Raw genomic sequence first — 15,387 nt, 5'->3', positions numbered from 1 at the left:
CCCCCCCCCCCCATTGTCAAAGTGGCAAAAATTGGCGTTGCTCAGAACAAGCATTCACTGCTCGCATATCTGATATCGCATAAAAATGCCCGCCCGGTGCCGAAGGCATACACCTTCCGCACCGGGCGGGTACTTTATTTGCGGTCAGGAGCTTAGATGTTGAAGCCCAGCGCGCGCATCATATCGCGGCCGTCCTCAGTAATACGCTCCGGGCCCCACGGCGGCATCCAAACCCAGTTCACACGCCAAGAATCAACCAGGTTCTCCAGGTTGCTCTGAACCTGCTCCTCAATAACCTCCTGCAGCGGGCACGCCGCGGTGGTCAGAGTCAGGTCCAGAATGAGGGTTCCATCCTCATCCCAGCGCAGACCGTAGAGCAGACCGAGGTCAACAATATTGACGCCGAGCTCCGGGTCAATGACCTCCTTGAGGGCTTCCTCAATTTCTTCCTGAGGAACACGAACCTGCACAGTCTCAGTCATAGTTCTATCTTTCTATCAGAATCCGATAAGGAGAAGAAGCTTACTTCTTACCCACGTAAGAAACGTAGCCCTCTTCTTCCAGGCGGTCAGCCAGCTCGGGGCCGCCCTGGTCAACCATCTTGCCGTCCACGAACACGTGCACGAACTGCGGCTTGATGTAGCGCAGGATGCGGGTGTAGTGGGTAATCAGCATGACGCCCATGTCGTTAGCCTCGTGCGCACGGTTCACGCCCTCAGACACGATCTTCAGCGCGTCAACGTCCAGACCGGAGTCGGTCTCGTCCAGGATGCCGAACTTGGGCTTGAGCAGCTCCAGCTGAAGGATCTCGTGGCGCTTCTTCTCACCACCGGAGAAGCCCTCGTTCACGTTACGTGCGATGAACGCGGGGTCAATCTCCAGGTTCTTCATGGCTTCCTTAACGTCCTTGGTCCAGGTACGCAGGGAGGGAGCCTTGCCGTCCACAGCGGTCTTAGCGGAACGCAGGAAGTTGGACATGGTCACACCGGGGATCTCAACCGGGTACTGCATAGCCAGGAACAGGCCTGCGCGTGCACGCTCGTCCACGCTCATCTCGGTGATGTCCTCACCGTCGAGCAGGATCTGACCGGAGTCAACCTGGTACTTGGGGTGGCCAGCAATGGTGGAAGCCAGAGTGGACTTACCGGAACCGTTCGGGCCCATGATTGCGTGGATCTCACCCGAGTTGATGGTCAGGTTAACGCCCTTCAGGATGGGCTTGGTGGTTTCGTCGTCGAGGATAACCGAGACGTGAAGGTCCTTGATTTCAAGAGTAGACATTGATTTCTCCTGGTAAAGCTTAGTTGTTGCTGAGGGCGAGCTCTGCCTCAAGGGCCTCGGTGAGCTGCTCTTCAAGTTCGGGAACACGGATCTGCTGAATGATCTCGTTCAGGAAGCCGCGCACGACCAGACGGCGTGCCTCAGCCTCCGGAATACCGCGAGCCTGCAGGTACCACAGGTGCTGCTCATCGAGCTGGCCGGTGGTGGATGCGTGGCCGGCGCCCTCAATCAGGCCGGTCTCAATCTCCAGGTTCGGCACGGAGTCGGCACGGGGGCCAACTTCCAGCAGCAGGTTACGGTTCAGCTCGTAGGTGTCGGTGCCTTCTGCATCCTTACCAATCAGAACGTCACCAACCCATACGGAGTGCGCACCCTTACCCTGCAGCGCACCCTTGTAGGTCACGCGGGACTTGCAGTTGGGTACGGAGTGGTCCACGAACAGGCGGGACTCAATGTGCTGACCTGCGTCTACGAAGTACAGGCCGTACATTTCAGTCTCAGCGCCGGGAGCGGTGAACTTAGTGGAGGGAGTCACGCGCACCAGGTCGCCACCGAGGGACACCACAACGTGCTTGAAGCGTGCGTTACGGCCCAGCTTAGCGTAGTGTGCGGAGGCGTGGATTGCGTCGTCAGCCCACTGCTGCACGGAAACAACGTTCAGCTCAGCCTCGTCGTTCACCACAAACTCAACGTTCTGTGCCAGGACGGTGGAGCCGGTGTGGCGTAGAACCACGACAGCCTTCGAGAAGGGCTTAGCCTCAATCACGATGTGCTGTGCGGCTGCTTCGTTGCCGGTGCCGGTGATGTCGATTTCCACGTGCTCAGCCAGTTCAGCTTCGGCGGGGATGGTCACCACGGTTGCTTCGGTGAAGCTGGACCATGCGTTTGCTGCCACGCGGTCCTCAGGGATACCTGCGGAGCCGATGCGTGCATCCTCGCGGGAGACGGTCTCAACCTGAACCTGCTCGGGTGCGGTCACCTTCGGTGCCGGTGCGGTGCCGGTCAGCTTCTCCAGGTGCAGGCCGCCCAGACGCTTCAGCGGGGTGAAGCGCCAGTCCTCTTCACGACCGGTCAGGGGCGCGAAGTCCTCCACGTTGTAGGAGGTCTTACGCTCTGCACGGGATGCTTCGAGTACCTTCTGGATGTTGTTCGGGTTGGAGCCCTGGTGGTGTGCCTCGGTGGCACGGTACAGGGTGTCATCGTGGGCGAACTCGGTGGCGAGCTTCTCGCCCTCCTGGTCCATGCCGGGGATGATCGGGGAGTGGTAACCCAGGGTTTCTTCGTTGGTCGGCATTAGCCCACAGATCCTTCCATCTGAAGTTCGATCAGGCGGTTCAGTTCGAGTGCGTACTCCATCGGCAGCTCACGTGCGATGGGCTCAACGAAGCCGCGGACAATCATTGCCATTGCTTCTTCTTCGCTCAGGCCGCGCTGCATCAGGTAGAACAGCTGGTCCTCGGAGACGCGGGAAACGGTCGCCTCGTGACCCATGGTCACATCGTCCTCGCGCACGTCCACGTAGGGGTAGGTGTCGGAGCGGGAGATGGTGTCCACCAGCAGTGCGTCACAGACCACGGAGGACTTAGAGTGCTTAGCGCCCTCACGCACCTGAACCAGGCCACGGTATGCGCTGCGGCCGCCGTTACGTGCCACGGACTTGGACACAATGGTCGAGGAGGTGTTCGGTGCAATGTGAACCATCTTCGAACCGGTGTCCTGGTGCTGACCCTCACCCGCGAATGCGATGGACAGGGTCTCACCCTTAGCGTGCTCGCCGACCATGTAAACAGCCGGGTACTTCTGGGTGACCTTCGAACCGATGTTGCCGTCCACCCATTCCATGGTGGCGCCCTCGTGCGCAACAGCGCGCTTGGTCACCAGGTTGTAGACGTTGTTCGACCAGTTCTGGATGGTGGTGTAGCGAACGCGTGCGTTCTTCTTCAGCACAATCTCAACCACTGCGGAGTGCAGGGAGTCGGACTTGTAGATGGGGGCGGTGCAGCCCTCAATGTAGTGAACGTAGGAGTCTTCGTCCGCAATGATCAGGGTGCGTTCGAACTGGCCCATGTTCTCGGTGTTAATGCGGAAGTACGCCTGCAGCGGGATCTCCACGTGAACTCCCGGGGGAACGTACACGAAGGAGCCACCGGACCATACGGCGGTGTTCAGCGCGGAGAACTTGTTGTCACCAATCGGGATGATGGAGCCGAAGTATTCCTTGAACAGTTCGGGGTATTCGCGCAGACCGGTGTCAGTGTCGACGAAGATCACGCCCTGCTTCTCCAGGTCCTCACGGATCTGGTGGTACACGACCTCAGACTCGTACTGTGCAGCCACACCCGCGACCAGCGAGTTACGCTCCGCCTCGGGAATGCCCAGACGCTCGTAGGTGGTGCGGATGTCCTCGGGCAGTTCCTCCCAAGAAGCCGCCTGACCCTCGGTCGAGCGCACGAAGTACTTGATGTTGTCGAAGTCGATTTCGGAAAGATCCGCACCCCAGGTGGGCATGGGCTTACGCTCGAAGAACTTCAGCGCCTTCAGACGCATGTCCAGCATCCACTGGGGTTCGTTCTTCTTCGCAGAGATGTCGCGCACGACGTTCTCGTCCAGGCCGCGCTTTGCTACCTGGCCTGCTTCGTCGGAGTCTGCCCAACCGTACTCGTAGTTGCCAATGCCCTCGAGTTCGGGGTTCATCTCCAGGATCTCTGAAATGACGGTGTCGTTGGCGTTCTGCCCAACTTTCTCAGTCATTACGGCCTTTCTTCGATGGTTATTACATTTCTCGCCGCCACCTGCCGGTTGCAGGCGCGGTAGTTTAGGGGGCTGTTGCCGCGCTCGACCACGGCGTTTAACGCAGCGTGGGGTGGGCGGGTTCCAGCGTGCGGGTCGCACCCTTGAGGGGTTCATTGGGGTGCGCCGCGAGGTACTGCGGTAAGCGTTACGCGGAAGGTTTCTCTAGGAATAGGTTTCTCTAGGATTCTTCTGCGTTCTTCTCACCCTCGGCGGTGACGCGGTTCAGGGGCACGTGCGTGGTACACACGTGAGCGCCCGATGCCATGGTTGAAAGCCTACGGACATCAACGCCGAGCAGGTCAGAAATAATCCCGGTTTCCTGCTCGCAGAACACTTGGAAGTCTCCAGCGAGGTCGCGTACCGGGCAGTGACCCTGACAGAGCTGAATACTTGCCAGAAAATGCTCGGGAACAGTTCGTCCTGCAGGAGGCGCGGTGACCTGAGCGGTCGCCACGAAACCGTCCTTACTCATTGCCTCTGCGAGCGCCTGCGCTCTGGCTGCCACATCGTCACCGGCGGCTTCTACGACGGGTCGGTAGCGGGCTTCCATTTCTGCGGCGCGGGCGGAGGCGAAAGCTTCGAGGGCTTCCTGACCAACCGTGTCGCGGAGCATTTGCAGGGCTTCGCGGGCGATAAGGAGGTAATCGTTGCCGAGGCGTTCGTGGCCCTGGGGGGCGATCACGTAGCGGCGGGCGGGTCGTCCAGCTCCGGCGCCGTGCTTTTTGATGGGCGCGACCTCAATCATGTTGTTGGATTCGAGGGCGTCGAGGTGGCGGCGTACCGCTGCGGGAGTGAGGCTGAGGAGCTCACCGAGGGTTGCTGCGGATACGGGGCCATTGTTGAGGACTTCGCGCAGGACGCGGTCCCTGGTGCGTTCTTCTGCCTCGGCTTTGCGCTTGGATGTGCGTGCCGCGGAGGACTTTGTACTGGAAGCACCAGTAGAGCCCGAGGCGGCGGTTCGGGTGCCGTTTCGGGTCTGCGCCTCGTTCGTTGAGGCGCGCTGAGGGGTCTTATTCACGGAATACACAAATAAAGTATGTCCTAATTAGTTTTTCTTTGGCTAGTTAGGTACCCCTACTTGCTAACTTTTCTACCTTAAAGTGAACTTTTGAGTCGTAACGGGCGTGCTTTGAACGTGAGTTAGGGCATAAGATGAAGGGGCACACACGCTCCTTCATCGCAAAAATCGAAAGTGACTGTCTATGGAGACCACCACCGCGGGCCAGCAGGACCACCCTGGGCGTGCATCCGCCGTACCAACGGCACACACTGAGCACCACACGGAGCCCAGCGCCTCACCCACCGCACGACGACGCATCGTCACCGAAGAACCGGCGCTCACCATTAAAGACCTCATCAAAGAGTTCAAACCCTCACGCGCCTTCCGCACCAAATACCCCGAACGGCTCACCGCCAGCGGGCTCTACCGCGCCGTCAACAAGGTCAACCTGCGCGTCTTCCCCGGTGAAGTGGTCGTCCTCCTCGGAGCCAACGGTGCCGGCAAAACCACGACCCTCGCCTGCGCCCAGGGCCTACTCAAACCCACCCGCGGTACCGTGCGCCTCCTTGGTGAAAACCCGCTGCAGGCGGACCCGGAGCTGCGCGCCAAGGTCGGCATTATGCTCCAGGACGGCGGCCTGCCCAACGCCATGCACCCCATTCCGCTACTAGAGCATATTTCGACCATGTACACCGACCCGTACCCGGTCGAAGAGCTCGCAGAACGCCTCGGCATTGATGCTTTCAACGGCACCACGATTCGCCGCCTCTCGGGTGGTCAGAAGCAGCGCGTCTCCCTCGCCGCCGCCCTCATCGGCCGCCCGGACGTGCTCTTCCTCGACGAGCCCTCCGCGGGCCTGGATCCGCAATCCCGCAACGTCGTCTTCGACATTATTCGCGAACAGCGTGAACTCGGCACCGCAATCGTGCTCACCACGCACCTGATTGACGACGCGCAGAAGCTCGCCGATTATGTCTACATCATTGAAAACGGTGCCACGGTTCAGGAAGGTACCGTCTCCGAGCTCATCGCCAGCGACGGCACAAACCGCCTGCAGTACACACTGGATGCACCCACCCCCACCCGTGAGCAACTGCTACCCGCGCATCTGCGTGCCGGTGTGGAGCTCATCGAGAAGGTGCCCTACACCCCGGCTCGTGACGGTGCGCCCTCCGTACCCGGCGAGTATGAGCTGGTCGGCGCACTGCGTCCCGAGCACCTGGCGGCGTTCACCTCCGCTCTCGCCGAGCGCTACCTCATGCCGATTTCTCTCACCATGGAACCGAAGACTCTTGAGGATGTCTTCCTCGACATTTCAGGACGTGATATCCGATGAGCAACACCGCACGCACTAACAACAACCGGGCGGCAGAAAACCAAGTAAAAGAAAAGCCTGCAGAAGAGAGCCGAGCAAAAGAGAACCGAGCGGAAGGGAACCGAATGGAAGAACGCGCCGCGAACACCCGCCCTGCAGTAGACACCCACCCCAAGGTCTCTTCTATTGACGAAGACGAGGAGTACATTCCCCCGCGCGCGAACTACCCGCTCGTGCGCGTGATCGAGCAGGGCCGCTACGAGACGATGGCGATGCTCCGCAACGGCGAGCAGCTGATGCTCAACATTATTTTTCCCGTCATGGCGCTTATCGCCCTGCGGTTCACCGGCCTGATCGATGAATACGCGAAATCGGTGGGGGTCTCCCGCATGGATGCGGCGGTCCCCGGCGTTCTGGCGCTCTGCGTGATTTCTACGGCGCTGTCCGGTCAGGGCATTGCCACCGGTTTTGATCGCCGCTACGGCGTGCTGCGATTCCTTGCGACCACTCCCCTGGGCCGTAACGGCCTGATCATGGGCAAGTGCATTGCGGTGCTGGTGGTCGTGGCGATTCAGTTCACGCTGGTGGCGGCGCTCGGGTACGGTCTGGGCTGGCGCCCGGACGCTATCGCCGTCTCGCGCTCCATCATCACGATGCTCATGGGCGCCGGCGCGTTTACAGCGCTGGGTCTGCTCATTGCCGGTACGGTGCGCGCGGAGGCGACCCTCGCCATCGTGAATATTGCCTGGGTGATTCTTGCCGGTGCCGGCGGCGTGGTGTTCCCGTTGAAGTCCTTCCCCGACTGGTACGCCGGAATCGTGGCGTGGTCGCCCTCGGCGGCTCTGGGTGACGCGCTGCGCGGCAACTTCATTCAACATCAGTGGCTTGCCGACCCGCACTGGGTCCTCATTGTGTGGACCGTGGTCATTGGGTTTATTGCCTCGCGCAAGTTCAAGTGGTCCGACTAGCAACAGCGCAAATACAGACAGTGCAAGCGCAGACAGTGCTTCTTCTAATCGCAAATTAAAAGGCGGGCGCCGGATATGTTCCGATACATATCCGGCGCCCATTCATATAACACAAACCTTTAGCCTCAACCACACACAAAGTGCACGGTCAGAGACTAAAAGAAAGCACCTCCTCCAGAACCTTTTATCTCACCACCACAGTAAGATAATCAATGGTTCTTACGCGGAGGAGGGGCTTCAATCACCGAGATGCAGACCGACCCAACCACTGTTTCGGTCTGCAACCTTCCTGCTCAACCTTAACATGAGCTTCACCACTTACACAAAAATTGTTACGTTACTGAACAATATTCAGCGCATAGCTCAGAAACACAGCTCAAACGCGCACCGCGAAATCCGCGGAGCCCGCGTTGTAGCGTCGCTTTTTCTCCATCTCAGCCCCGTATCACCCTGTGAATGTCTGCATTCACACACCGGATCCTGCCGCCTCGTGAACTATCCTGTTAAAACGAAAGGGTCGAAACATCCTCCGGGCACCCAGCCACACACGGCACGGGAATAACAGCCTGATGAGAACCGTTACACCCGACGGACAGCGCGCTAGCACAAGCCTGCTGGCGCATCCACTCACGTTGTGAAAGGACACCCACGTGGCAGAGAACTTCCAGTGGACAGAAACCGACCAGCGCGCCGTAGATACCGCACGTATCCTCGCCGCAGACGCCGTAGAAAAGGTCGGATCCGGCCACCCCGGCACCGCAATGAGCCTGGCGCCGGTCGCCTACCTGCTCTTCCAGAAGGTCATGAACCAGGATCCCTCCGACGACCGCTGGGAAGGCCGTGACCGCTTCATCCTCTCCCCCGGCCACACCTCCCTCACCCTGTACACTCAGCTGTTCCTCGGCGGCTATGGCCTCGAAATGAAGGACCTGGAAGCTCTGCGCACCTGGGGTGCCCTCACCCCCGGCCACCCCGAATACAAGCACACCAAGGGTGTAGAAATCACCACCGGCCCGCTCGGCCAGGGCCTGGCATCCGCCGTTGGTTTCGCCTACGCACAGCGCCGTATGCGCGGCATGTTCGACCCCGAAGCAGCACCGGGCACCTCCCCCTTCGACCACCACGTCTACGTCATCGCCTCCGAAGGTGACGTGCAGGAAGGCGTCACCGCCGAGGCGTGCGCGCTCGCAGGTCACCAGGAGCTCGGCAACCTGATCGTCGTCTGGGACCGCAACCACATCTCCATTGAGGAAGACACCGACGTTGCCTTCACCGAGGACGTAGCAAAGCGCTACGAGTCCTACGGCTGGGATGTTCAGCGCGTGGACTGGACCCGCACCGGTGACTACGTTGAGGACGTCGCAGAACTGTACGCCGCTATTGAGCGTGCGAAGGCTGTCACCGACAAGCCCTCCTTCATTGAGCTGCGCACCATCATCGGCTACCCCGCACCCACCAAGCAGAACACCGGCGCAGTGCACGGCTCCAAGCTCGGTGCTGAAGAGGTCGCCGCAACCAAGGAACTGCTCGGTTTCGACCCCGCCAAGAGCTTCTTCATCGAGGAGAACGTCCTGGCACACACCCGCCAGCTCGTCGAGCGCGGCGCTGCGGCACACAAGGCATGGGACGAGAAGTTCGAGGCGTGGGCTAAGGCTAACCCCGAGCGCGCCGAACTGTACAAGCGCCTCGTCGCAGGCGAACTGCCCGCCGACTACAAGGCTGCCTTCCCCGTGTTCGAGGCTGGCACCTCCGTGGCAACCCGCGCGGCATCCGGCACCGTCATCAACGCTATCGCTGACACCTTCCCCGAACTGTGGGGCGGCTCCGCTGACCTCGCCGGTTCGAACCTGACCACCATCAAGGGTGCAGAGTCCTTCAACCCGGCATCGCGCACCACCGAAGACTGGACCGGCAACCCCTACGGTCGTGTGCTGCACTTCGGTATTCGTGAGCATGCTGCCGCAGCAATCGTCAACGGTATTGTGCTCTCCTCCCCGACCCGCGCGTTCTCGGGCACCTTCTTCGTGTTCTCCGACTACCAGCGCCCGGCTGTTCGCCTCTCCGCACTGATGGGCGTTCCCGCAGTGTACGTGTGGACTCACGACTCCATCGGCGTGGGCGAGGATGGCCCCACCCACCAGCCGATTGAGCACCTCTCCGCCCTGCGCGCTATCCCCGGCTTCGACGTGGTTCGCCCCGCGGACGCTAACGAAACCGCCGTCGCATGGCGCACCATCCTGGAGAAGTCCGACCGCCCCGCAGGCCTCGTGCTCTCCCGCCAGAACCTGCCCGTCTGGGCTCGTGAGGACGTGCACGCGGACGCTGAGGGTGAGAAGTTCGCTTCCGCTGAGGGCACCGCACGCGGCGGCTACATCATGGCTGACACCGAGGGCACCCCGGACGTCATCCTGATTGCTACCGGTTCCGAGGTTGAGCTCGCCGTTCAGGCTCGCGCAACCCTCGCCGAGCAGGGCATCGCGGCTCGCGTGGTTTCCATGCCTTCGCGCGAGTGGTTCGCTGAGCAGGACGCAGAGTACCGCGAGTCGGTTCTGCCTTCCTCGGTTGCAGCCCGCGTCTCCGTCGAGGCTGGCCTGGCAATGAGCTGGTACGACCTGCTCGGCACCGCCGGCCGCGCCGTATCCATCGAGCACTTCGGTGCATCCGCCGATGCGAAGACCCTGTACCGCGAATTCGGTATCACCGCGGAGGCTGTCGTGGCGGCCGCTAAGGAATCCATCGCCGCCGCTAAGTAGGCAATAACAACGCCGCGGTAACTGCCGCGCACACTGCGCTCCCCCTGTACGGGTGGGGTGCGGACGCAACGGGTAGGCTCCGGCTGACCGCTCAGCCGGAGCCTCCCGCCGCCCAGAAGATTTCGCCGATATCTCAAATTTCAATTTCGACATTTTCAATTTCGACAAAGAATCGAAGGTTTTCACATGTCTGAGTCCACTCAGAAGCTTTCCGACGCCGGTGTCTCCATCTGGCTTGACGACCTCTCCCGTGAGCGTCTGACCAGCGGCAACCTCGCCGAACTCATCAAGACCCACAACGTCGTCGGTGTGACCACCAACCCCACCATCTTCGCTGGTGCGCTCTCCAAGGGCGCCGCATACGCTGAGCAGATGCGTGAGCTTGCCGCCGCCGGCGCAAGCGTTGAAGAGGCAGTCTTCGCCGCAACCTGCGACGACGTGCGCGCAGCCTGCGACGTGTTCGCACCCGTCTACAAGGCATCCAACGGTTTTGACGGCCGCGTCTCCATCGAGGTTGACCCCCGCCTGGCACGCGACGCCGAAGGCACCGCCAAGATGGCACGTGAACTCTACGAGCGCGTGGGCCGCGAAAACGTCATGATTAAGATCCCCGCAACCCAGGAAGGCCTGCGCCCCATCGCGGAGACCCTGGCTGCTGGCATCAGCGTGAACGTAACCCTGATCTTCTCCCTGACCCGCTACCGCGAGGTCATCAACGCCTACATGCTCGGCCTGGAGCAGGCGCTGGAGAACGGTAAGGACCTGTCCACCATCCACTCGGTCGCATCCTTCTTCGTCTCCCGCGTAGACACCGAAATCGATGCACGCCTCGAAGCTGCCGGCGGCGACGCTGTGCAGCTCAAGGGCAAGGCAGGCCTGGCAAACGCACGCCTCGCCTACGAGGTGTTCGAGGAAATGTTCTCCTCCGAGCGTTGGGCACGCCTGCAGGCACACGGCGCAAACGTACAGCGCCCGCTGTGGGCATCCACCGGTGTGAAGGACCCCTCGCTGCCGGACACCCTGTACGTCACCGGCCTGGTCGCACCCAACACCGTGAACACCATGCCCGAGGCAACCCTGAACGCTGTTGCCGACCACGGCGAGGTTACCGGCAACACCATCGTGCCGAACTACTCCGAGTCCAACAACGTTCTGGACGCTATCTCCGCTTACGTCTCCTACCCGGAGGTCGTGGAGAAGCTCGAGGTTGAGGGCCTGTCCAAGTTCGACGTCTCCTGGGAAGAGCTGCTGCAGACCGTCCGCGAGGCACTCGAGCAGGCTAAGTAGCCGCACCCCAGCAGCCGCTGAAATATAGCGCGGCACTAAACACTGTCGGTGTGCACCGCCCGATGCGCACCGCGGCACCGCATCCTAATCCGCCGGGGTTCCCGCCAGAGCTTCACCGTTCGGGGAATCTCGGTGGATTAGGGTGCCACTGAGACAATCCCGTCAAAACCGGTACAATACAGGGTACACACCTTCCAGAATGCGGCATCGCCTCCGCGCGACAAGGTACGAACCGCGCGCCGCACGAACCAACCAAGGCAATCAAAGGAATATATTGTGACTATCGGTCATGAAGCGAACCCCCTCAGGGACACTCGCGACCGCCGCATTACCCGCATTGCGGGGCCGTCCGCGCTCGTCTTCTTTGGCGTAACCGGTGACCTGGCCCGCAAGAAGCTGCTTCCGGCAGTGTATGACCTCATGAACCGCGGTTTGCTCCCCCCGAGCTTCGGCCTTGTCGGCTTCGGTCGCCGCCCCTGGAGCGATGACGATTTCCGTTCCTACGTACGCGAATCCGTTGAAGCACACGCCCGTACCCCCTTCCGCGAAGACGTATGGAACCAGTTCCAGCAGGGCATGCGATTCGTCGTAGGTGCCTTTGACGACGACGCAGCCTATGAACAGCTCAAGAGCACCCTTGCCGAACTCGACGAGCGTGGTGCTCACGGCAACCACGCCTTCTACTTGTCGATTCCCCCGAAGGCATTCGAGCAGGTCCTCACCAAGCTCGCCGAACACGACCTCGCATCGCGCGATAACGACACCGTCAACCCCGTCGACGGTTGGCGCCGCGTGGTCATTGAGAAGCCCTTCGGTCACAACCTTGAAAGCGCACGCGAACTGAACTCCATCGTGGAAGCAGTCTTCCCGCCCGACGCCGTGTTCCGCATCGACCACTACCTGGGCAAGGAAACCGTGCAGAACATCCTGGCGATGCGTTTCTCCAACCAGATGTTCGAACCGCTCTGGAACTCCAACTACGTTGACCACGTCCAGATCACCATGGCAGAAGACATCGGCATCGGCTCCCGCGCAGGCTACTACGACGGCGTGGGTGCAGCCCGCGACGTCATCCAGAACCACCTGTTGCAGCTGCTCGCCCTCACCGCCATGGAAGAGCCCCTCAGCCTCGACGCCAAGCACCTGCGCGCCGAAAAGGCTAAGGTCCTCGAAGCGCTCCGCATTGACGATCTGCCGAACTCCTTCGCGCTCGGCCAGTACGCCGCAGGCTACCAGGGCGGCGAGCACGTCAACGGCTTCTTCGACGAAAACGACATCCCCGCAGACTCCCGCACCGAAACCTTCGCAGCGCTGAAGGTGTCCATCGCAAACCGCCGCTGGGAAGGCACCCCCTTCTACCTGCGCGCCGGCAAGCGCCTGGGCCGCCGCGTCACCGAAATCGCCGTGGTCTTCAAGAAATCCTCCGACCGTCTCTTCGGCGAACGTGAAAACCCGCAGGTCGGCCAGAACGCCATCGTCATCCGCGTGCAGCCCGACGAAGGCATGACCATCCGATTCTCCGCGAAGGTGCCCGGCACCCAGATGGAAATCCGCGACGTCAACATGGACTTCGGCTACGGCCACTCCTTCACCGAAGAGTCCCCCGAAGCCTACGAACGCCTCATCCTGGACGTTCTGCTCGGCGAGCCGCCGCTGTTCCCCCGCCACGAAGAAGTTGAGCTCTCCTGGAAGATCCTCGACCCCTTCGAAGAGTACTGGGAAGAAAACCGCATTAAGCCTGAACCCTACGAGTCCGGTTCGTGGGGTCCGCGTTCAGCACACGAGATGCTTGAGCGTGACAACCGCGCTTGGAGGCGCCCGTGATCTCGCACCTGCATAACACCACCGTTTCCGCCATCAACAAGGAACTGAGCCACCTGACTGCCGCCAACGGTAGCCTCAGCAGCGGACGAGTTCTCACCCTCGTTGTTCTCGCGGAAAAGGGCCACTCCCGCGAAGCAATGCGCGCCGCGATTCGTGCCTCCCACGAACACCCGAGCCGCATTATTGTGCACATCTCCCACGATCCGCTCGACCCGGACCAGCTGGATGCAGAAATCCACCTCGGCGGCGACACCGGCGCATCCGAGATGATTGTTCTGCGCGGCTGGGGTAGCGCATCCCGCCCGACCGAAGCACTGATCTCCGGTCTGTTGCTGCCGGACTCCCCGATTGTGGTCTGGTGGCCGCACTCGGTGCCCGAGAACCCGGCACAGCACTCCATCGGTCGTATCGCGCAGCGTCGCATTACCGACTCTGCACGCGCCGACGACCCGAAGGAAGCGCTGCGCAAGCTCACCGACGTATTCCGTGCAGGCGACACCGACCTGGCATGGACCCGCCTCACCCTGTGGCGCACCCAGCTGGCGGCGCTCATGGAGCAGATGCCTTCCTCCCCCGTACGCCGCGTGGTTGTGTGGGGTTCGAGCAAGTCCCCGTCCGTGGTGCTACTCGGTACGTGGCTCGGCTGGAAGCTTGAAGCGCCCGTACACCTCGCCACCATCGGCGCGGCAAACCGTGGCCTGTACCGCGTCAGCATTGAGCGTGAAGACGGTTCCGTGACGATGTTCCGCCCCGGCATTTCCGTGGCGACCATCTCCACCCCGTACGCGCCCGATCAGCAGATTGCGCTGCCGGTGCGTACCCTCGCCGAGTGTATCTCTGAGGAGCTGCGCCGCCTCGACCCGGACGACACCTACGGTGACGTGCTGAAGCAGGCGCTGTGCACCGTAACCCTCGTGGACGATACCTGCCAGCCTGAAGACATGCTGGATCTCGAAGAATACCCGGAGGTTTTCGATGCCTAAGATTCAGAACATGGGCGCATCCACCCCCACCCTGGTGGCGCACCCGACCCGCGACGCTCTCGCAGCGGACGCGGTGACCCGCATCCTCGACATCATTGAGCACGTGCTCTCTGAGCGCACGATCGCCCACATTTCGCTGACCGGCGGCACGATGGGTATCGCCACTTTGAAGGCGTGGGCTGAGAACGAGCGCGTGAAGGATATCGACTGGTCCCGCGTGCACTTCTGGTTCTCCGATGAGCGTTTCGTACCCGAGCGTAGCCCCGAACGTAATGACGGTCAGGCTATTGAGGTGCTGCTCGCTCCCCTGCTGTCGCACGGCCTGGTCGTGGGCAATGTGCACCGCATGGGTCCGTCCGATATTTTCACCGGTCTTGAGGCTGCGGCTGAGCACTACGCCTTTGAGATGCGCGACTACGCCGGTTCTGCACCGGCTGTGAGCGTGCAGATGCCCGAGGGCGCAACCGAACTGCCGCTGGCTGGCGGTCACGGTGGCGGCGCAGGTCACGAGCACGGCGGCTCCGGCGGCTGTGGTTGTGGTGGCGGCGGTTGCGGCTCTTCCGCACCCGAGCAGTCCATCGAAGAGACCACTCTCGAAGACTTTGACGCTGAGGCTGCTGAGCCCGCAGGTGGTTGCGGATGCGGCGGCGGAGGCTGCGGTGGTGGCGGTGGCGGCCAGTGGCCCGCACCGGTCTTTGATATCACCCTGCTGGGCATGGGCCCGGACGGTCATATTGCTTCCCTGTTCCCGGGCCGTAAGCAGGTTCTGCTGGGTACCGGTCTGCCAGAGGATCCGGTTGAGGGCGGTAAGGCTGTGACCGTGATGGTTTCTGATTCGCCGAAGCCGCCGGCTGAGCGCGTGTCGGTGACCCTGCCGATTATCAATAATTCGCGTCACGTGTTCTTCCTCATCACCGGTGAGGATAAGCAGGATGCGACCAGCCGCCTTCTGGCTGGCGCGAAGCTGGACGCTGAGGACCTGAACGCGCAGCTGCTGTTGGAAACCCCGGCGGTGGGTGCGCGTGGTAAGAAGCAGACCCTGATTTTTGCAACTGAGGAGTCGCTGGCTCCTGAGAACCGCCCCTAAGGTTCGGTTCTGAACTGCATTGGATAAAGGGTGGAGCCCCGGATAGTTTCAACTACCCGGGGCTTTTCTCTATGGTTTTAAACCAGCCCGAAATGG

The 15,387-nt window shown here is 61.4% G+C and carries 12 protein-coding genes; 7 read left to right on the top strand and 5 right to left on the bottom strand.

All coding sequences use genetic code 11. The features are described 5' to 3' along the window. Nucleotides 1-152: 152 nt before the first annotated feature. From HMPREF3055_RS05395 to HMPREF3055_RS05375, 5 genes are all read right to left on the bottom strand, one after another. On the bottom strand, nucleotides 153-482 hold the full coding sequence (locus tag HMPREF3055_RS05395; RefSeq protein WP_012903572.1) for a metal-sulfur cluster assembly factor: 330 nt from the start codon (nucleotides 480-482) through the stop codon (nucleotides 153-155). A 40-nt stretch (nucleotides 483-522) separates the two neighbouring features. Further along, nucleotides 523-1,281, bottom strand: a complete 759-nt coding sequence (gene sufC, locus HMPREF3055_RS05390; protein WP_049356992.1) for a Fe-S cluster assembly ATPase SufC — start codon at nucleotides 1,279-1,281, stop codon at nucleotides 523-525. Between the two features lie 19 nt (nucleotides 1,282-1,300). After that, on the bottom strand, nucleotides 1,301-2,575 hold the full coding sequence (gene sufD / locus HMPREF3055_RS05385; RefSeq protein ID WP_012903574.1) for a Fe-S cluster assembly protein SufD: 1,275 nt from the start codon (nucleotides 2,573-2,575) through the stop codon (nucleotides 1,301-1,303). Then, a complete protein-coding gene (gene sufB, locus HMPREF3055_RS05380; RefSeq protein ID WP_049341273.1) occupies nucleotides 2,575-4,032 on the bottom strand; it encodes a Fe-S cluster assembly protein SufB in 1,458 nt (485 codons plus the stop codon). The genes sufD and sufB overlap by 1 nt, the downstream gene beginning before the upstream one ends. Before the next feature lie 220 nt (nucleotides 4,033-4,252). Further along, nucleotides 4,253-5,101: a helix-turn-helix transcriptional regulator gene (locus tag HMPREF3055_RS05375; RefSeq protein ID WP_070738399.1), complete on the bottom strand. Its 849-nt coding sequence runs from the start codon at nucleotides 5,099-5,101 to the stop codon at nucleotides 4,253-4,255. Between the two features lie 175 nt (nucleotides 5,102-5,276). Between HMPREF3055_RS05375 and HMPREF3055_RS05370 the strand changes: the two genes are divergently transcribed. The 7 genes from HMPREF3055_RS05370 (at nucleotide 5,277) to HMPREF3055_RS05340 (ending at nucleotide 15,291) form a co-directional block, all read left to right on the top strand. Next, nucleotides 5,277-6,410, top strand: coding sequence for an ABC transporter ATP-binding protein (locus tag HMPREF3055_RS05370; protein WP_070738397.1), 1,134 nt, complete (start codon nucleotides 5,277-5,279; stop codon nucleotides 6,408-6,410). After that, the gene (locus tag HMPREF3055_RS05365; protein WP_070738395.1) at nucleotides 6,407-7,357 is read left to right on the top strand and encodes an ABC transporter permease; all 951 of its coding nucleotides are present in this window, start codon (nucleotides 6,407-6,409) and stop codon (nucleotides 7,355-7,357) included. Before HMPREF3055_RS05370 ends, HMPREF3055_RS05365 begins: the two co-directional genes overlap by 4 nt. Nucleotides 7,358-8,007: 650 nt before the next feature. After that, nucleotides 8,008-10,110 (top strand): transketolase, encoded by a 2,103-nt coding sequence (gene tkt, locus HMPREF3055_RS05360; RefSeq protein WP_070738393.1) that lies wholly within the window; start codon nucleotides 8,008-8,010, stop codon nucleotides 10,108-10,110. 186 nt (nucleotides 10,111-10,296) lie between these two features. After that, nucleotides 10,297-11,397: a transaldolase gene (gene tal / locus HMPREF3055_RS05355; RefSeq protein ID WP_070604268.1), complete on the top strand. Its 1,101-nt coding sequence runs from the start codon at nucleotides 10,297-10,299 to the stop codon at nucleotides 11,395-11,397. 276 nt (nucleotides 11,398-11,673) lie between these two features. After that, nucleotides 11,674-13,221, top strand: coding sequence for a glucose-6-phosphate dehydrogenase (zwf, locus tag HMPREF3055_RS05350; protein ID WP_070738391.1), 1,548 nt, complete (start codon nucleotides 11,674-11,676; stop codon nucleotides 13,219-13,221). Beyond that, the gene (locus tag HMPREF3055_RS05345; protein ID WP_005506118.1) at nucleotides 13,218-14,204 is read left to right on the top strand and encodes a glucose-6-phosphate dehydrogenase assembly protein OpcA; all 987 of its coding nucleotides are present in this window, start codon (nucleotides 13,218-13,220) and stop codon (nucleotides 14,202-14,204) included. The genes zwf and HMPREF3055_RS05345 overlap by 4 nt, the downstream gene beginning before the upstream one ends. Further along, nucleotides 14,197-15,291, top strand: coding sequence for a 6-phosphogluconolactonase (locus HMPREF3055_RS05340; RefSeq protein ID WP_049347572.1), 1,095 nt, complete (start codon nucleotides 14,197-14,199; stop codon nucleotides 15,289-15,291). Before HMPREF3055_RS05345 ends, HMPREF3055_RS05340 begins: the two co-directional genes overlap by 8 nt. Nucleotides 15,292-15,387 lie beyond the last annotated feature (96 nt).

This window comes from Rothia sp. HMSC061C12 (assembly GCF_001815755.1).
GTDB classification, from domain to species: domain Bacteria; phylum Actinomycetota; class Actinomycetes; order Actinomycetales; family Micrococcaceae; genus Rothia; species Rothia mucilaginosa.
This window is presented reverse-complemented; position numbering and strand designations above follow the sequence as displayed.